Below are 17,491 nucleotides of genomic sequence, written 5' to 3' on the forward strand. Positions count from 1 at the left end.
AAAAACTCACCGGCAGATGCCGGTGAGTTTTTAATTGGTGCTGAATGAGCTACTTGTCGTCGCCTTTTTCGTGGGGTTCGTGGTGCTCGGGAACTTGGTGATGACGCTGGTGTCGGTTTGCACCTCTGGCGCGTCGGTGCGGTACAAGCCGGTGGTCGAGTGATTGCCGTGTTCGCTGTACAGCGAGGTCGAGGCCTTGCCGAGGTCCTTGGCCACCGTCAACACGCTACGCAGGCTCTTGGTGTAGTCGTATTGGCGCGGGTCAATCGGTGTAAAGCCGTCGGGGACGTAGAAGCGCAACAGGTTTTTCTCGTTGAGCAGATCCGACATAGCGAGTTTCTCGTCGACGGCGGCTTGGTCCTGCTTCAGCTTCTGTTGGGTCGCCGCTGGTACGGTGACCAGCTCGCCGGTGGCATTGCTGTAGATGCTGTCGCCGACGACGGTATACTTCGGCGTCACGAAGTTGTGGTTGCGGAAGGCGACGACTTGGTTGTGTTGCGCCGACAGCAGGTCGGTCCCAAATTGCATGTACTTCCCCGTGTTGACGCCCAGCAGATGCAGCAAGGTCGGCAGCACGTCGATTTCGCCGCCATAGGTATGCCGAACGCCGCCTTTTAAGCCCGGCATGTGCAAAATCAACGGGACGCGCTGGAGCTTGGCGTTGTCGTAATCGGTCCAGTTGTCGCTGTCTAGCCCCACCAGCGGGCCAAGCGTTGAGGCGCGGTCGTTACTGATGCCATAGTGGTCGCCGTACAAGACCACCAGCGAATGCTGCTCAAGCCCCGAGGCCTTCAGGTAGGCGAAGAATTCCTTCAGCGATTGATCGAGGTAGTGCGCGGTTTTGAAGTAACCATTCACGTATGGGTCCTTGGTCCCGGCGTCGGGAAAATCGGAGTCGGTGGCACTGATGTAGTACGGGTAGTGGTTGGTGGTGGTGATGACCTTGGCGTAAAACGGCTGCTGCAGGCGCTCGAGGTACTTGGCGCTTTCGGCAAACATCAACTTATCCTTGATGCCGTATTGCGTCTGGGCTGCGCCGTCTTGGTCGTAGTAGTTGCCGTCGAAGAAGTATTGATAGCCCATCGACTTGTAGGTTTGCTCGCGGTTCCAGAACCCGCCGGAGCCGCCATGGAATACCGCCGTGGTGTAGTGGTCGGTTTGGTTCAAAATCGCCGGGGCGGCTTGGAAGGTGTTATCCGTGCCCAAAGAAGAAAACAGCGAGCCGGTCGCGAGGCCGAAGGTGCTGGTTTCCAACATATTTTCCGCGTCGCTGGTGCGGCCTTGCCCGACTTCGTGGAAGAAGTTGTCGTAGCTCAAGGTGTCGTCTTGTTTAATCAGGCTGTTTAAAAACGGCGTGACTTCCTTGCCCTTAATCTTCAAGCCAATCAGAAACTGCTGGAAGCTTTCCAGGTGAATGATGATGACGTTTTTACCCTTGGCTTCCCCGAAGTACTCGGGATTCGGCGCGGCGTAGTGGGCCTGCGTGTAGGCGCGCACCTTGGCGGCATCGCTGCTGTCGGCGCTAGAGCGCACGGTGTTGGTTTGCGCGGCCTTGACGCCGTCGTACACGGTGAATGGGGTCAAGCCGAGGTACTTCACGATGTAGGTGCGGTCAAAGGTCCGGGTCAACAACTGGGGCTGCTTGAACTCGCTGACGGCAATGGTCGCCGCAAAGGTGGTGGCGGCCACGACGCTGACGGCTTGGGGAAAATGGTAACTCGGTGGCCGCCGGTCGATGATAAAGCCAAAATGCGGCCACCGCAGCGGTTGCTTGTTCAAGAAACGCCAGATGTTCGCCACGCCGTAACCGAGGTAGGCGGCGACGATGATGATCCAGTCAAAGAAGTAGGCCAGGTCATGCCACATCAAGGTGTTAAACGAGCTGGCGCCGAGGCCGGTGGAGATCTTGCCGACGTTGAAAATCGTCGTCACGGTCAAGAAGTCCGACAGTTCCCGGTAGTACAGCACGTTCGACAGCAACAAGACGCCGAGCAAGACATACACCAACAAGCCAACGAAATAAGCGCGGCCGGGTTTGCGCACATACAGGGCCAGGCTCAACAAAAACGCGCTGGTGCCGAGCGGGTTAATAATGGCGATGAACCATTGCAGCCCGCCGTCGAGGCCAAGTGAAAAATCATAAAAATAGGCAAACAGGGTCTTGGCCCACAGCAGCAGTAACAACACGGCCAAAAAGCCGAGGCGCGTGGTCCGGACCCGGTGGATAAACTCTTTCACACCGAACCTCCCATGATTCTTATCTCGCCCATTGTACCGTGCAAAGCACCCGCGGGCAAACTGCCTCACCGGCCTAGCCGGCGCGAATGCCTAAGTTGTGCGACGAATGGACCCGGAAAGAATTACTAAAGATTGCCCATTTGGCTAAATTCGGCGACGTGTTCCGGCCAGTGAATTGATACAATATCCACAGGAGGAACACCCATGCTGCTGTTAGGCCCGCTTTACCGCTTCGTCGCTGCCCACTTTGCCACGCGCATCAACCACTTTCCGCTGGTGCGGCTGGTGTTTTTTAGCGTCGACAAGATGCTTTTCTACCTATTTGTGTTCATGGTGCTGCGCGCGGTGTGGGGTCGTCTGCGTCGCCAGCCGTGGCACTGGCGCCACGAGTGGAAGGTGGCGGGGTTTGCCGGCTACTTGATGTTGCTGTTGAACCTCACCGTGTTCCGCCAGACTTATTGGCCGTGGCAGCTGACTTGGTATTGGCACCGTAATCTAGCGGCGGTGAATTGGGTGCCGCTGGTCGAAACAGGCAAGCTGTGGTTCGGCGCGACGCGGTTTGATTTTTGGTACCAGTCGCTGGGCAATATCTTGTGGTTCGTGCCGTTTGGCTGGGGGATTCAGCGCCTGGCGCGGCGGCCGTACCGACTGCTCGGTGTGGCGGTGCGCGGTGCGGCGTTTTCGCTTTTGATCGAGGCCCTGCAGTTTCTGTTGTGGAGCGGCGTGGCGGACATCGACGACGTGATCTTTAACACGGTGGGGGCGATGGTCGGGTATGGCTGCTTCCAAGTGACCCGTCATTTTCAGAAACATTTTCACGCTTAGCTAATTTTGTGAAAACCAGCAATGCTTCGTTCATCCGGGACTGGGTGAACGAATTTTTTTTGCTGAAAATTTTTCTTGGTGGCGATGCCATGAAAATTCATTGAAGCCGGCATTGCCTATTTTTTCACAACAACTGGCATCGGTTTCAGTATTCGGTTTCACAACCCGCCCTGCGCACCGGTGGGGTTGATTTGAAAACGCTGAACCGATAGACTAAATACTTGTGGCTTTTTACAAGTTCCTGTAAATTAAACGATTAATCAACGAAAAGAGGGTTCACCAATGGCAATCATCATCGCACTCATCCCTGCCTTGGCATGGGGTTCAATCGGCTTAGTGAGTGGCAAACTAGGCGGCAATGCTTATCAACAAACGCTCGGGATGACCTTTGGTGCCTTGGTGTTTGGCATCGGCACCTGGCTGTTCCTGCAACCGACCTTGTCCACCAAGGTCTGGCTGTTGGGCATCCTGTCCGGCCTGTTTTGGGCGTTGGGCCAAAGCCAACAATTCCAGGCCATGAAATATATTGGCGTGTCGATGACCGTGCCGATGTCGACGGGCATGCAGTTAGTCGCCAACACGTTGGCCGGCGCCTTGCTCTTCCACGAATGGCAAAATGGCCAGCAGGTGGGCTTAGGCTTGACCGCACTGGTGCTATTGGTACTCGGCGCGGTATTGACCTCCCGTAAGGAAAGTACCGGCGAAGCCTCGGGCAACCAACAATACGCGCAAGGGATCCGCACGTTGCTGGTGTCCACGGCGGGTTACGCCGGCTACACCATCGTCGTCAACGCCGGTCACCTCGGCGCGCAAGCCGTCGTGTTACCGCAGGCGGTGGGGATGGTCATCGGCGCGTTGCTGTTCTCCATCGGCCACGACGCGATCAACCGCGAAACCGCGTTGAACGTCATCACCGGCTTGGTATGGGGGACTGGGAATGTCTTCATGCTGATGGCGATGAGTTCCGTCGGCTTGGCCATCGCGTTTTCCATGTCGCAAATGGGCATCGTGATTTCGACGTTTGGGTCCATCTTCTTGTTGGGTGAGCGCAAGACCCACAAGGAAATGACCTGGGTCACCTGGGGGTCGTTGCTGATTATTGCCGGCGGCGTCGTGCTCGGTGTGATGAAGTAGGGGATTGCTTGCATTTTCACAGCCGAATGCTTAAAGTTTAACCTGTAAGACGTGTCTACCATTTAGGAGGAAACCATAATAATGGCTCATATCAAGTTTGATTCATCGAAGTTGAGCAAGTTCGTGCACGACAACGAGCTTGGCCAGATGCAGGCGTTGGTCACTGCTGCTGATACTGAACTGCGCGAAGGCACCGGGGCCGGGAACGACTTCCGCGGCTTCATCGATTTGCCGGTTGATTACGACAAGGACGAGTTCGCTCGGATCAAGGCTGCGGCCAAGAAGATCCAAAGCGATTCCGAAGTCTTCGTCGCTATCGGCATCGGCGGTTCATACCTGGGTGCGCGCATGGCGGTGGACTTCTTGTCCCACACCTTCCGCAACTACGAACCAGGCCGGAAGCTGCCAGAGGTCTACTTTGCCGGGAACTCCATTTCCGGTTCCTACCTGGCCGACTTGATCGACATGATTGGCGACCGCGACTTCTCCCTGAACGTCATCAGTAAGTCCGGGACGACGACGGAACCTTCCATCGCCTTCCGGATCCTGAAGGCCAAGCTGATTGCCAAGTATGGCGAAGCTGGGGCCAAGGGTCGCATCTACGCGACGACCGACCGCGCAAAGGGAGCCTTGAAGACTGAATCCGATGCGCAAGGCTACGAAGAATTCGTCGTGCCGGATGACATCGGCGGCCGTTACTCCGTCTTGTCCGCGGTTGGCTTGCTCCCAATTGCCGTGGCCGGTGGCGACATCGATGAATTGATGCATGGTGCGGCCGACGCACGCAGCGAATACAGCGACGCCGACCTCAGCAAGAACGAAGCGTATCAGTATGCGGCTTACCGGAACATTTTGTACCGCAAGGGCTACACCACTGAATTGCTGGAAAACTACGAGCCAACGCTGCAATACCTGTCCGAATGGTGGAAGCAGCTGATGGGCGAATCCGAAGGTAAAGACGAGAAGGGCATCTACCCAAGTAGCGCCAACTTCTCGACGGACTTGCACTCGCTGGGTCAGTACATCCAAGAAGGCCTGCGCAACTTGATGGAAACGGTCGTCTGGGTGGAACAGCCGAACCACGACTTGACCATTCCGGTCGAAGCCGGTTCCCAAGACGGCTTGGCCTACCTGGAAAACCGCAAGATGTCCGAAGTCAACCGCAAGGCCTACGAAGGCGTTGTGTTGGCCCACTTGGACGGCGGCGTGCCAGTGATGACCGTGTCGATTCCTAAGCAAGATGCTTACACGCTTGGTTACCTGATTTACTTCTTCGAAGCTGCCGTGGCCATCTCCGGTTACCTGAACGGGATCAACCCGTTCAACCAGCCAGGGGTCGAAAGCTACAAGCGCAACATGTTTGCCTTGTTAGGCCGCCCAGGTTATGAAGAAATGACCAAGGAATTGAATGCTCGCCTGTAAGTTAACTAACGTCGCGACCCTTGTGGTGGCGGCGTTTTGATTTGGTTTTGACGACGGCGGGGTCATGTGATAGCGTGAACGTATAAGTGGAGGATGAGATATGTTAAATATTGGTGTTATTGGTATCGGCAAAATTGCCCAAAAGGCTTACTTGCCGGTATACACCCAACTCCAAGACCGGGCGCGCTGGTATCTGATGAGTCGGGACCTCAACAAGCTGACGGCGGCGTCGAATCGGTTCGGGCTGGCCGCCGCGGGGACGGATCTGGCCGATATGGACCGCTTGGAGTTGGACGCGGTGATGATTCACGCGGCCACGCCGGCGCATTACGAGCTGGTGAAGCACTTCTTGACGCACGGGTTGCACGTGTTTGTCGACAAGCCGTTGGCGACGGACATGGCCAAGGTGACGGAGCTCTACATGTTGGCGGCGCAGTACAAGGTGATGTTGACCGTGGGCTTCAACCGCCGCTTCGTGCCGGCTTACCAACCGCTGTTGGCCTTGCCTGATAAGCAAATGATCACGGTGATGAAGACGCGGGTGAACAAGCCGCTGCCGGCTAAGCAGGCAATTTTTGACGAGCTGATTCACCCGTTGGACACGGCGCTGGCGCTGGCGGGGTTCCCGGAGTCGCCGAATGCGCGCTTTGCCGTGCACACGAATGACCAACACGACGTCGAGCAGGCCAGCGTCGAATTCACCGCACCGGGGATTCGCGCCAGCGCGAGCTTGAACCTCGTGGCCGGGGCCAACTTCGAAGAAACGACCATCGCCACGCCAAGCGGCTTGTACCGCGTGCAAAACCTGAGTCAAGCCACGACCTACCAAGATACCGGGGCCACGCAAAGTACCCCGCCGGACTGGGCGCAAATGCTGACGACGCGCGGCTTTAAGCCGATGGTCTCCGCGTTTTTGGATGCCGTGGAAACGGGTTCTGCCAATCCCGTGGCGCCGGACACGAGTCGGCTGACGCATCAGCTGCTGGCGGAAATGGCCAGTCAATTCTAGGCATTGGTGAGGCGCGGCGAAGAATATTGCCTTGAAGCGAGTTTCTCCTGCGGAAACGGTTGACAGTCTCGGTAATCTTCGGTAATATATTTAGCGTGCTCATGAATGCCATTGCCCGTTGGTCAAGTGGTTAAGACGCTTGGTTCTCAGCCAAGAATCACGGGTTCGACTCCCGTACGGGTGATCACAGCCACCGCGAACCGATTGCGGTGGCTTTTTTATTTTCTGGAGGCGATTTTGGTGACGTTAGCGATGACAGCTCTTTCTGCCGGGGACCAAGCAGCGTGGCGGCGCGTGATTCGCGCCAGCCAGGCGACAGTTCTGCGTCGGCAACCCTGGGGCACGCGGCACCGCCTGCTAGGCCAGGCAACCAGCAGTGCAGCGTTTGAGGCAGCATTACAGTTGCCGGCGCATTCATATTTGTTGTTGCAAGGGCGCGCCGTCGTGGGCTGTGTGACGTTGCGCGTAGATCAAGTGGAAAACGCCGCGACCATTGAAACCATGGCGCTGCGACCGCATGTGAACACCGCGGCCAATCGGGCTGAGGTGGTCGCTGCTGCCATCGCGTTTGCGCACCAGTGGTACGTCAGCCGCCTGGTGGTGACGCCGCCGGCTGAGTGGACAGACCAAGTCGCGGCGGCCGGGTTTACGCAGGAGTCTGCCGGGGCCGCGTGGGTGCGGCCAATCGTGTAAAAAAAAAGGGACGCTTGCCGGTTGGCGAGCGTCCCTTTGTCGTCAGTAAGTCATTACTGGCGAATGTGTTTGACGTCGTGTTGACGTCCGGTCATCATGGTTGCGCGAGACCACATTGCGATAAACATTAAAGCAAAGCTGATCAGGGCAAGCAGGCTGATTGAGAAAACCATCATACATACCACCCTTTCGTTAGTGTCACCAGTTGGTTCAAAGCTGCCAACTTGATGAATGGCAAATCCGTGAGCGTTTCTCACGAATATTTAAGTAATGAGTATAGTCGCAATGTGGCGACTTGTCAAATCCGAACCCGAAAAAAATTGGCATTCTGCATTTTTCCCAGCGTAAAGAAAAACGTTCCCGCCAATGTTGCGGAAACGTGACTCGTTAGTCTTGCTGAGTTGGGTCGTCAGGCACGAACACGATGGGGCGTTGATGTTCCTTGCCTAAGATAATGGCGACGTCGTGATAGGACAGGCTCATCGTGACGCCGCCGGGTTCGACGATGTACTCGTCGCGCAGCAGATACAAGCCGCCGAAAATCACGATGAACATGATTGGCAGCACATCGAGTTGCGAATCGAAGCGGTGAATCAGAACCAACGCGACGACGGCGACAATCAGCAAGATTCGGTAGCGGCCCGGTTTGCGTTGGATGTGCGGCTGACCGCCGTGAGTCGCCATGAGGGCGTTAAGTTTTGGCTCGCGAAATTCGCGACCGTCTGCGCTGTGATAGTGGGTGGCCACAATGATGCCTCCTTTTGTGACGCGGCTACTTCAGTAGGGCGGCCGCTTCGGCTTTGGCTGTGCCGTCGAGGTTGCGGTACGCCTGATAGGCCTTGACGTAATCGCCGGCTGCGATGGCTTCGCGCAACGGGGTCAGCGCGCTGGAGGCAAAAACGGTGCCGGCGGCGCTGTTGGCCTGCGCCGCAGGGATCCCGGTGGTCGATTGCAGGAGGCGGGCAAATTTACTTTGGTTGCCGGCGGCCGCCACAATGGTGCTCATCTTGGTGTTTTTCAACGTCGTGGCCGCCTGGTCCAGCACGCCATCGACGGTGGGGTTGCCGGTTTTGTTGGCATCGATTTGTTTGACCAGTTCGTTTTTCACGGCACTGTCAGCCGGCGTGTCGTTGCCCGTGGCATTGCGGTACGCGTTGTTCAGTGGCGTGAAGAACACGACCAAGAGGATGCCGAGGATCACAATGAGGCCGAAGAAAATCCCCAGTACTCGTGGCCAGCGGCGCTTGTGCGGCCGCCGTTGTTGACGCTTTGCTTGACGCATCTCATCACTCCTTATCTTGCTTCTATTATATAGCGGGGTCGTGCCGTCATTTGGTAAGATTCTCTGTTTTTTGCTTGGCGGCGATGTGCGCCACTTTAGAAAAACGCAGGTAGGCGATGAAGTGGAACACGACCCCGGCAATCAGCAGAATACCGGCGACCAGGTTGGAAAAACTGGTGGCAATCATCGACAACAAGTAGATGATGACGCTGCGGGCGGGGTCCAGCCGGATGCGTTCGTAGTGGCTAGTGATGCCGCTGCGCTCGACGGTTTGCAGCTCCGGATGGTGCTCGAGGTAGCGATACAACACGAGAAACGAGAACGAAATCAACAGCGCCACGAGGTCGTAGACGATGAAGGCCAAGCGGATGTCGCCAGTGTTACCATCCGACAGCGCCTCGATCAAGAGCACCATGGCGTAATTGACCAACGTCACGGTGAACAGGAGGAACAGGTTCAAGATATTCACCGTGCGGTTGGTGCGCTTGACGTACTGAAAATAGTCATGGTGAAATAGCCAGCTGGTGCCTACGTAAAAGTAGGACAGCAAATACATCAGAAACAAAGGAAGCTGGTGGAACACGACGGTTTGCAGCGAGCCGGGCTTGATGGTTTCCGGCTGAAATTCCAAGATCAGAATCGTCAGGAGAATGGCGAAGACGCCATCGCTTAAGGCGTCGATGCGTGATTTGGACATGGTGATCACCTCGAAAATGCTGGGCAGGGGCCGAGCTGACCCCTGCCTTTTGGTTTAGTATGCCGCATCTGGGCGAAAAAAACACCCACCGAACGTCGGTGAGTGTCGGAATGGCTACAAGTTCTTGTCCATGTTGAAGGTGAGCTTGGACAGTTCCATGCCTTGCATCAACATGCTGGCAATTTGTTTTTTGGCCTCGGCCTTCACGGTGGCGACCAGCTTATAGTTGGCTTGGGTCAAGGCATCGGTCAGGTCCTGGCCGGAGAGGTCCTTGGTGGCCGCATCGGTGGCCGCGATGTGGATGCGGAACAAGCGGGCTTGTTCGGTCAGGTAGTCGCGATTTTGCTGGATAAACTTGCTGTAGTGGCTCTCCACCAACATCCCCAGGCTACGGTGCAGCCAGTAGGCGGAATCTTGATCGAGGTCCAGCTTCATGGGCGTCTGCGAATACGACGGGTCGGTGTCATCGGCGTTGCAGTAAAACGGCACGTAAGGACTGAAGGTCGGCATCCCAATATTCAGCCACATGATGGCGGACTGGCCGGTGGGCACGTCGTTACGCAACTGCAGGATGTGCGAGTTTTGCGTGCGGTTCAACCCAATTGGCCGGTAGCGCAGGCGGTCTGCCTCATCACCATGGCCGAAGGGATCAAAGCGCGTTTCATTATAGTGGCTGCCGAGAATCTGGGCGATGTCCTCGCGGGTGATCTTGTGATCAGTATGCATGATGAACGGCAACTCGGCGGATTCGGGTTCCTCCGGCGTCTCGGGGTTCAAAATGTGGTGCGCGTACCACACGCGCGGCGTGTTGTAGTGGCGATCTTTTTCGTTCATCGTGCCGAAGATGTGGCGGAAGTTCCAGCCAGTGTGGTCCGGGTTCAGGTGGTGAGCCTCAACGAAGTCTTGAATGCCGTCGCTCCAGATGAAGTTATCCGGATCCTCAAAGTCGACTTGTTGAATCGCCACCTGGTTAGCGGCCACGGCATAAGCGTCGTCGGGAATGCGCTGGGCGACCCAGTGGTGACCGGTGACGATTTCCATGTACCAGACGTTATCCTTGTCGGAAAAAAGCACGGAGTTGCCGGCCGGGGAGCCGTATTGCTTGATCAGCTGGCCGAGGTATTCGACGCCGTGGCGAGCCGATTCGATGAAGGGCAGCACCATGTTGACGATGAGGTCCTCATCTAAGCCGTCTTCAACCAGCGGATCAAAGGCCAAGGTGCGCTCGTTGCCATAGGTGCTTTCGGTGGCTGACATCGCCACGTTTTGGGCGTTGATGCCACTTTCCTCGTAGTCGCCAAGGTGTTCGCGGTCGACGTTTGGCACGGCGTTATAGCGGTAGCCATTTTCTGGGAGCGGCGCCTTGAAGCCGTTGAGCGGTGACGTCACGGTCAGGCCCTTTTCACCATGCCACGCGGGGTGCATGTAGAAGCGGTGCGGCGCGAGGACGTGAAAGGTGTCGTCGTTGCGCGCAATCATCGTGCTGCCATCAATGCTGGCATTTTTCCCCACTAAAATCGATGTGCAGGCCGTTTCAATTTTCATCGTTGTTCCTCTTTTCGTTATGATGAGTCTAGTTTACGCTAACTGAGCGCGAATTGCCCGTTTCGCGGAATTTCGCGAAAAATTGGGAAAAGGCGTTGACAGGGTGGGGGATTTTCCATAATATAGTATTCGTGCTTTAAAGTTATTGGGTAGTAGCGAAGTGGTAACGCAGTGGACTCTGAATCCATAATCATAGGTTCGATCCCTATCTACCCAAGCGCGAGTCGTCACAGCTGTGGCGACTTTTTTTGTCGGCAAGGCAGTGGGCTCACCCTGCACACAAGCCGTGAATGCGGTACAATATGTCCTAATTGATTCGGATTATAACGCAGGAGGCATCATCATGAGAAAAGTGCAACCAAAACGCCGCGGGCTGTTGGCCTGGGGCATCGTCTTGCCCGTTGTGTGGGCGTTATTGACCACCTTCGTCGAGGCGCGGCGCATTGGCATGTTAGGGACGCTGCTGACGGACATCGGCAACTGGCTGATTGCGCCGCTGTGTGTCGCCGTGGGCTTATACTACCTGATGGACTGGTCGCAACCAGAAGAGCGCGACTCAAGCCCGCAGCCGACTCGCCAACCAGCCCCTCAATCCGAGCCAACGCGGCAGGCGCCGGCGCCGTTGAAAACGACGCCGATCGTGACCAGTAGCGTGGTGCCAACCACGAGTCACTCGGCGTCGGCAGCAGCCGTGACGGCGACCAGCCGTCAAGCCGCGCAAGCGCCGGCGGTCCCCCAATCGACGACGGCACCGGTAACTGCGCCGGAGTCGGAATCGGCGCCGACGACAGTAGCCGATTCGGCCAGCGCCCAGACGCCTCCCGAACGATTAAACGCTAACTTGATGGCGTATTTTCAAACCGATGAATCTGAATCGGCCACGGCGCCAACGAGTACGCCTGAATCTGCACCGACCACCGCGTCACGCCTCACGCGGCGGCAGGCGACGCCGGATTCCGAAGCCGCGCCGTTACCAGACGTCAACGTGCCCACCGCCGCGGCCGGCGATATCGATGCCAGTCCGATCGACAAGGCCATCGCGATTAAGTTTGGGTTCTCCAGCGGCACCCAACAAGAAGTGGATGATGCCTTGAATACCGCCCGGCAGCAGGCCGATTCCCGAATGAGTCGCCGCGACCGCTAGGCAATGCAAAACCCCGCAAGCCAAACTTGCGGGGTTTTCATTCGGGATGATGGTCGAGCCACCACAACACGCTGGCGTAGCCGAGGCAAATGAGGGCCACGACGAGTGCGGCCATGATGGGAAAAATCAACCACCACAGGCCAAAGGCGATGCGGCCAAGCCACAACAGTGCGGCGAAGATGGTGGCCTGCACCGTGCGGGTGCGCCACACCGCAACGTCACGACTCAAAAGCGACCTCGATGTACAGCGCGCGCTTAGCCAACACGTGGCTGGTGGTGAGCCACAGTTGCTGAGCGACTGGGGGTTCTTCCGGATTCACCAGGCGGGCCAGCCACGCGATGATGTCCGGCCGCTTGGCGATCAATTCCTGCGGCAGGCGCAAGGCGTCGAGCGCATTTGGTGGAAATAGCGACCCCGGTTCCGGCAGAATTAGGGTATCGGGCAGGATGAGGGCCACGGCGTTTTGGTAGCGCTCGGTTTCGGTCGTGTAACTTTGAGGATGGGTGTAACAATAATCCAGTAACATTTCCACGTTTTCCACTACCGTTAGCCTCCGGTGGGTGCTTCGCCCTGATTTTCTTTCATGATACCACACTGGTTGCGCTTAGGTGGTTTCTGAAAAAAGACCTTGGCCTTTTTGGCAAATACGCGTATAATGACACTTTGTCATATGACAACGCGTCACGCGTGTTGTCAGAAAGGAGGCGGGCATGCCGAAACCAACATTTTTCCGGTTAGCGGACGAGAAACGTAGTCGCTTGATCAAGGCGGCTTACGATGAATTCACGCGGGCGCCGTTTGCCGAGGCCAGTATTAGTAATATCATCAAAGATGCTGGCATTCCGCGCGGGAGCTTCTATCAATACTTCGATGACAAGGCAGACGTGTACTTCTACTTGTTGAATCGGATGAAGACCTCCGCGACCATGCAAATCAAGCAGGCGATGGACGTGCACGATGGGGATTTATTCGCCGCCATGCGTAGCTTGTTTGCGGGGATGGCCAAGGCCCTGATTGAAGGACCCTATGCGAAGTTCTACCGCAATATTTTTATGTACATGGATTTCCATGCCGCGTCAAAGATGTCGACCCCGCCGCCACCGCATCCCCATGGCAATGGGGAAATCATGGATTTTCTCGTCGACCGAACGGACATGACCAAGCTCCGCGTCAGTTCCGAGGAAGACTTGCGGACCTTGATTCACCAACTGATGGGGCTGTTCATGCAGACGATTGGCTACTACTATAACCGGCAAAGCGCCGGGGCGGTCGTCGACGAAGCCGCGTTGTTGCGGCGCCTGAATCAACTGCTCGATTGGTTGGAGTTCGGCGCGGGCCAACCCCGTTAGGCATACTTGTTAATTAGGAGGCTTATATGTTCAAAATTGCCAAAGGCCGGGTGTCAGCCTGGATGATCACGGGGGCTGTGCTCTTCATGATTATTCAGGTCATTACCAGCCTATACTTACCAAACCTGACCTCGGATATCGTCAATAACGGGGTCGCCAAGGGGGATGTCCCGTACATCTGGAAGACGGGTTTTCAAATGATTGCCTTCGCCTTGGTCAGCGTCATCGCCGCCGTGGGCAACGTCTTCATCGCCTCGAAGGTGTCGCAGCGGCTGGGCCAACGCCTGCGCAGCGATGTTTACCGCAAGGTCATCAACTACTCGCATGACGAGATGGATACCATCGGCACCAGCAGTTTGATCACGCGGACCACTAACGACGTCACGCAGATTCAAAACGCCTGGGTGATGGTCTTACGCATGATGATCATGGCTCCGATCATGCTTATTGGCGCGAGCTTCCTCGCCTATCAGAAGAATCATACCTTGACCTTGGTGTTCCTGATTGTGCTGCCAATCATGGCCATTTTCATGGGGGCTGTGATGTACTTCGCCGTGCCGTTATTCCGCGCGATGCAGCAAAAAACCGATAACATCAACCTGGTGTTCCGTGAAGGACTCACCGGCGTGCGCGTCATTCGCGCCTTCCGCCAGGACGCCTTCGAGCAGCACCGCTTTGATACCGTCAACAAGGACTACACGGATAACGCCGTGAAGGTCTTCTCCATCATGGCCTTGATGTTTCCCATCATGACGTTGATCATGTCCGGGACCAACATCGGGATCACCTGGTGGGGCGGGCACCTGATTGCGCAGCAAGCCATGCAAACCGGGAACCTGATCGCGTTCATCACCTACGCCATGCAGATTCTCATGAGCTTCATGATGCTGTCGATGATCTTCGTCTTCCTGCCGCGGGCGCAGGCCAGTGCGGTCCGGATTCAAGAAGTCTTGGCACAGCACACCACCATTACCCAGCCGGCCGCTCCGAAGTCGCTGGCTGGCACCACGCCGAGCCTGCAGTTTGACCATGTTGAATTCCGGTACCGCTCTGCCGAGCAACCGGCGCTGTCTGGCGTCGACTTCAAGATGACCGCCGGGCAAACCGTCGCCATCATCGGCGGCACCGGTTCCGGTAAATCCACGCTGGTGAACCTGATTCCGCGGTTTTATGACGTCGAGTCCGGCGCCGTGCGCGTCAATGGCCTCGATGTCCGCGATGTCGACCAAAAGGAACTCCATCAGCAAATCGCCTTTGTCCCGCAAAAGGCCAACCTGTTTTCCGGCACCGTGCGCGACAACATGCAATACGGCAACGACAACGCCACCGATGAGGAAATCTGGCGGGCACTCGAAATTGCTCAGGCCAAGGACTTCATCGCCGAAACCGACGAAGGCTTGGACTACCACGTCGAACAAGGCGGGGACAACTTCTCTGGCGGGCAAAAACAGCGGCTCGCCATCGCCCGTGCCTTGGTGAAAGACGCCGCGGTATATGTGTTCGACGACAGTTTCTCCGCCTTGGACTTCAAAACCGACGCCAACCTGCGCCAGGCCTTGAAGGATGACCCGTTGATTAGCCAGCGCGTCGTGGTTATCGTCGGCCAGCGCGTCTCCACCGTCGCCGATGCCGACACGATTCTCGTGCTGGACGACGGCAAGATGGTCGGGCGCGGCACGCATGCCGAGTTGAAGGCCACCAACGAAACCTACCAAGAAATCGTGAACTCGCAAATTCGAGAGGGGGACGAAGCATAATGGCTGAAAAAACAACAACGCCAAGTCGGCCCATGCATGGTCCTGGCCGTGGCGGCGGTTTAGTCGAGAAGCCGAAGAACTTCTGGGGCACCACCATCCGCTTATTCGGCTACATGAAGTCGCGGTTGATTGGGATTGCCTTGGTCATGGTGTTCGCCATCATCTCGGTGATTTTCCAGATTCAAACGCCAAAAGTCTTGGGGAAAGCCACCACCGAAATCTTCAAGGGCTACATGAAAGGCGTCTCCCAGCAAAAAGCCGGCATCGCCATGAAGCAGTTCCCGATTGATTTCGAGAAGATCAAGGACATCATGATCATGGTGATCTTGATGTATGTGGCCAGCGCCTTGTTCAGCTTCATGCAGCAAATCATCATGACCCGCATCTCCCAGCGCACCGTTTACGACCTGCGTAAGGAGTTGAAGGGCAAGATGCAAACCGTGCCGATCAACTACTACGACACGCATAGCAACGGCGATATCATGTCGCGGGCGATTAACGATATGGATAACATCGCCAGCACCTTGCAGCAAAGCCTGACGCAAATGGTCACCAGTACCGTGACCTTCATCGGGACCTTGTGGATGATGCTGACCATCAGCTGGCAGCTGACCTTGATTGCCTTGGTCACCTTGCCGCTGTCGCTGGTCGTCGTCGGCATCGTCGCGCCAAAGTCCCAGCGCTTCTTCGCCTCGCAACAGGCCGCGTTAGGGCTGTTGAACAACCAAGTCGAAGAAAACTACGCCGGCCAGGTCATCGTCAAGTCCTTCAACCGTGAAGAAGACGCGATGAAGGCATTCGAAGTTGAAAACGACAAGTTCTACAACTCGGCGTGGAAGGCGCAGTTCATCTCCGGCATCATCATGCCGCTGATGACCTTCGTCAACAACATCGGCTACGTCTTCGTCGCCATTGTCGGCGGTGTGTCCGTGGCCAATGGCTCGGTCACCTTGGGGAATGTGCAGGCGATGCTGCAATACACCCAGCAATTCTCCCAGCCGATTTCGCAGTTGGCCAACCTCGCCAACACGATTCAAAGCACCATCGCCTCCGCGGAACGCGTCTTTGCCGTCTTAGACGAGCAAGACATGACCAACGAGCCGAGCGGTGTACCGGCCGTGGCCAACGACCCGAACAAGCTGGTCATGGACCATGTCAAGTTTGGTTACGAGGGCTCGCCGATTTTGATGAACGACTACAACCTCGAAGTTAAGCCGGGGCAAATGATCGCTATCGTCGGCCCGACTGGCGCCGGGAAAACCACGGTGATCAACATGCTGGAGCGCTTCTATGACGTCAAGGGCGGCTCGATTCGCCTGGACGGTGTGGACACCCGCGACATGACGCGCGAGCAGTTGCGCGAACACTTCGCCATGGTGCTGCAGGATACCTGGCTGTTCACCGGCACGATTTGGGACAACCTGAAGTATGGCCGCGAAGACGCGACCAAGGAGCAGATTCTCAATGCGGCCAAGGCGGCGCACGTGGACAACTTCGTCCGCCAGCTACCGGATGGTTACCAAACCGTTTTGAACGAAGAGGCCAGCAATTTGTCGCAAGGCCAACGCCAGCTGTTGACCATCGCCCGGGCCTTCGTGGCTGATCCCGAGATCTTGATCTTGGATGAGGCGACCAGCTCGGTTGATACCCGGACCGAAGTGCACATTCAACACGCCATGGAGCGGCTGTTGAAGGGCCGCACCAGTTTCGTGGTGGCGCACCGATTGAGCACGATTCGCGACGCCGACAACATCATCGTGATGAATCACGGCTCGATTGTCGAAACCGGGAATCACGACGAGTTGATGGCGGCCAAGGGCTTTTATGCCGATTTGTACAACTCACAATTTAGTGGCAACGTGGCGATTTAAGCCGCGGTCACGCGAAAAGCCTCGGCAACTGCCGAGGCTTTTTTTGCGCCCTGACGCGTTTTTTTGGCCCGTGTTAGCAAACCTAACATCATTTGTTGACACCCGTTTTGCCGACAGGTAGGATGAAACACGTGATGAGGAGGTGAGCGTGATGGCTGCCGAAGAGGACTTACGGACCCGGCATATTTTGCCGATTAGCACGGTCATGTCGCTCACTGCGCTCACCGCTAGGCAGATTCGCTATTACGAAGCGCAAGGGTTGGTTCAACCTGGGCGCACGGCCGGTCAGCATCGCGTGTATTCGCTGCGCGACGTCGATGTGCTGTTGGCCATCAAGAGCCAGCTGGCCGACGGGTTCTCGATTGCGGACATTCGCAATCTGATGCACCCGCGGCACCAAGCGGAGAATAGCGATGAAGCGGTGCGGCAGATGCTGCGCGATGAATTGTTGCAACAGAGTCGCTTTGCCCCCGACGCGGAGATGCGCCAGGGCTTTGGTTTTCGTCGAAGTGGAGAATGATGGG

At 56.6% G+C, this 17,491-nt stretch carries 17 protein-coding genes and 2 tRNA genes; 12 read left to right on the top strand and 7 right to left on the bottom strand.

Annotation, left to right across the window (positions count from 1 at the left end; genetic code table 11):
• Window positions 1-30: 30 nt before the first annotated feature.
• Window positions 31-2,238 carry an LTA synthase family protein gene (locus FD02_RS00510; RefSeq protein ID WP_056949838.1) on the bottom strand — a complete coding sequence of 736 codons (2,208 nt, stop codon included), beginning with the start codon at window positions 2,236-2,238 and terminating at the stop codon, window positions 31-33.
• Between the two features lie 204 nt (window positions 2,239-2,442).
• On the opposite strand from FD02_RS00510, the gene FD02_RS00515 reads away from it, so the two are divergent.
• From FD02_RS00515 to FD02_RS00540, 6 genes are all read left to right on the top strand, one after another.
• Window positions 2,443-3,063, top strand: coding sequence for a VanZ family protein (locus FD02_RS00515; RefSeq protein WP_054722196.1), 621 nt, complete (start codon window positions 2,443-2,445; stop codon window positions 3,061-3,063).
• A 282-nt stretch (window positions 3,064-3,345) separates the two neighbouring features.
• Window positions 3,346-4,197, top strand: a complete 852-nt coding sequence (locus FD02_RS00520) for a GRP family sugar transporter (RefSeq protein ID WP_054722201.1) — start codon at window positions 3,346-3,348, stop codon at window positions 4,195-4,197.
• Between the two features lie 81 nt (window positions 4,198-4,278).
• Entirely contained in the window at window positions 4,279-5,619 is a 1,341-nt protein-coding gene (locus FD02_RS00525) for a glucose-6-phosphate isomerase (RefSeq protein ID WP_056949839.1), read from the top strand.
• A 100-nt stretch (window positions 5,620-5,719) separates the two neighbouring features.
• Window positions 5,720-6,628: a Gfo/Idh/MocA family protein gene (locus FD02_RS00530; protein ID WP_054722203.1), complete on the top strand. Its 909-nt coding sequence runs from the start codon at window positions 5,720-5,722 to the stop codon at window positions 6,626-6,628.
• A gap of 112 nt (window positions 6,629-6,740) precedes the next feature.
• Window positions 6,741-6,812: transfer RNA gene (locus FD02_RS00535), tRNA-Glu, on the top strand.
• 56 nt (window positions 6,813-6,868) lie between these two features.
• Window positions 6,869-7,321, top strand: a complete 453-nt coding sequence (locus tag FD02_RS00540; RefSeq protein WP_056949840.1) for a hypothetical protein — start codon at window positions 6,869-6,871, stop codon at window positions 7,319-7,321.
• Between the two features lie 387 nt (window positions 7,322-7,708).
• On the opposite strand, the gene FD02_RS00545 is transcribed toward FD02_RS00540, so the two are convergent.
• The 4 genes from FD02_RS00545 to FD02_RS00560 form a co-directional block, all read right to left on the bottom strand.
• A complete protein-coding gene (locus tag FD02_RS00545; RefSeq protein WP_054722205.1) occupies window positions 7,709-8,068 on the bottom strand; it encodes a hypothetical protein in 360 nt (119 codons plus the stop codon).
• Between the two features lie 25 nt (window positions 8,069-8,093).
• Window positions 8,094-8,603, bottom strand: coding sequence for a hypothetical protein (locus tag FD02_RS00550; RefSeq protein ID WP_054722207.1), 510 nt, complete (start codon window positions 8,601-8,603; stop codon window positions 8,094-8,096).
• A gap of 46 nt (window positions 8,604-8,649) precedes the next feature.
• Window positions 8,650-9,300, bottom strand: a complete 651-nt coding sequence (locus FD02_RS00555) for a TMEM175 family protein (RefSeq protein ID WP_056949841.1) — start codon at window positions 9,298-9,300, stop codon at window positions 8,650-8,652.
• 114 nt (window positions 9,301-9,414) lie between these two features.
• The gene (locus FD02_RS00560; protein WP_056949842.1) at window positions 9,415-10,845 is read right to left on the bottom strand and encodes a C69 family dipeptidase; all 1,431 of its coding nucleotides are present in this window, start codon (window positions 10,843-10,845) and stop codon (window positions 9,415-9,417) included.
• Between the two features lie 146 nt (window positions 10,846-10,991).
• Here FD02_RS00560 and FD02_RS00565 point away from each other — a divergent pair.
• A tRNA-Gln gene (locus tag FD02_RS00565) sits at window positions 10,992-11,062 on the top strand.
• Between the two features lie 126 nt (window positions 11,063-11,188).
• Window positions 11,189-11,989, top strand: a complete 801-nt coding sequence (locus FD02_RS00570; RefSeq protein WP_054722209.1) for a hypothetical protein — start codon at window positions 11,189-11,191, stop codon at window positions 11,987-11,989.
• Window positions 11,990-12,026: 37 nt separating this feature from the next.
• Here FD02_RS00570 and FD02_RS00575 read toward each other — a convergent pair whose 3' ends face one another.
• Together FD02_RS00575 and FD02_RS00580 are read right to left on the bottom strand one after the other, a co-directional pair.
• Entirely contained in the window at window positions 12,027-12,218 is a 192-nt protein-coding gene (locus FD02_RS00575) for a hypothetical protein (protein WP_054722211.1), read from the bottom strand.
• A complete protein-coding gene (locus tag FD02_RS00580; protein WP_235806648.1) occupies window positions 12,208-12,522 on the bottom strand; it encodes a hypothetical protein in 315 nt (104 codons plus the stop codon). The genes FD02_RS00575 and FD02_RS00580 overlap by 11 nt, the downstream gene beginning before the upstream one ends.
• A gap of 178 nt (window positions 12,523-12,700) precedes the next feature.
• On the opposite strand from FD02_RS00580, the gene FD02_RS00585 reads away from it, so the two are divergent.
• From FD02_RS00585 to FD02_RS00600, 4 genes are all read left to right on the top strand, one after another.
• Window positions 12,701-13,339 (top strand): TetR/AcrR family transcriptional regulator, encoded by a 639-nt coding sequence (locus FD02_RS00585; RefSeq protein ID WP_054722214.1) that lies wholly within the window; start codon window positions 12,701-12,703, stop codon window positions 13,337-13,339.
• Window positions 13,340-13,365: 26 nt separating this feature from the next.
• Window positions 13,366-15,096 (top strand): ABC transporter ATP-binding protein, encoded by a 1,731-nt coding sequence (locus FD02_RS00590; protein ID WP_056949843.1) that lies wholly within the window; start codon window positions 13,366-13,368, stop codon window positions 15,094-15,096.
• The gene (locus FD02_RS00595; protein WP_056949844.1) at window positions 15,096-16,967 is read left to right on the top strand and encodes an ABC transporter ATP-binding protein; all 1,872 of its coding nucleotides are present in this window, start codon (window positions 15,096-15,098) and stop codon (window positions 16,965-16,967) included. Before FD02_RS00590 ends, FD02_RS00595 begins: the two co-directional genes overlap by 1 nt.
• Window positions 16,968-17,118: 151 nt before the next feature.
• Complete coding sequence (locus tag FD02_RS00600; protein ID WP_056949845.1) at window positions 17,119-17,487, top strand: MerR family transcriptional regulator; 369 nt, start codon at window positions 17,119-17,121, stop codon at window positions 17,485-17,487.
• The last annotated feature ends 4 nt before the right edge of the window (window positions 17,488-17,491 follow it).

It is taken from the genome of Lacticaseibacillus nasuensis JCM 17158, from assembly GCF_001434705.1.
GTDB lineage: Bacteria > Bacillota > Bacilli > Lactobacillales > Lactobacillaceae > Lacticaseibacillus > Lacticaseibacillus nasuensis.

Coding starts and splice junctions, on each gene's coding strand:
- FD02_RS00550 (WP_054722207.1), bottom strand. CDS start 8,603: ATGCGTCAAGCAAAGCGTCAACAACGGCGGCCGCACAAGCGCCGCTGG.
- FD02_RS00570 (WP_054722209.1), top strand. CDS start 11,189: ATGAGAAAAGTGCAACCAAAACGCCGCGGGCTGTTGGCCTGGGGCATC.
- FD02_RS00600 (WP_056949845.1), top strand. CDS start 17,119: ATGGCTGCCGAAGAGGACTTACGGACCCGGCATATTTTGCCGATTAGC.
- FD02_RS00520 (WP_054722201.1), top strand. CDS start 3,346: ATGGCAATCATCATCGCACTCATCCCTGCCTTGGCATGGGGTTCAATC.
- FD02_RS00525 (WP_056949839.1), top strand. CDS start 4,279: ATGGCTCATATCAAGTTTGATTCATCGAAGTTGAGCAAGTTCGTGCAC.
- FD02_RS00585 (WP_054722214.1), top strand. CDS start 12,701: ATGCCGAAACCAACATTTTTCCGGTTAGCGGACGAGAAACGTAGTCGC.
- FD02_RS00595 (WP_056949844.1), top strand. CDS start 15,096: ATGGCTGAAAAAACAACAACGCCAAGTCGGCCCATGCATGGTCCTGGC.
- FD02_RS00555 (WP_056949841.1), bottom strand. CDS start 9,300: ATGTCCAAATCACGCATCGACGCCTTAAGCGATGGCGTCTTCGCCATT.
- FD02_RS00590 (WP_056949843.1), top strand. CDS start 13,366: ATGTTCAAAATTGCCAAAGGCCGGGTGTCAGCCTGGATGATCACGGGG.
- FD02_RS00515 (WP_054722196.1), top strand. CDS start 2,443: ATGCTGCTGTTAGGCCCGCTTTACCGCTTCGTCGCTGCCCACTTTGCC.
- FD02_RS00560 (WP_056949842.1), bottom strand. CDS start 10,845: ATGAAAATTGAAACGGCCTGCACATCGATTTTAGTGGGGAAAAATGCC.
- FD02_RS00530 (WP_054722203.1), top strand. CDS start 5,720: ATGTTAAATATTGGTGTTATTGGTATCGGCAAAATTGCCCAAAAGGCT.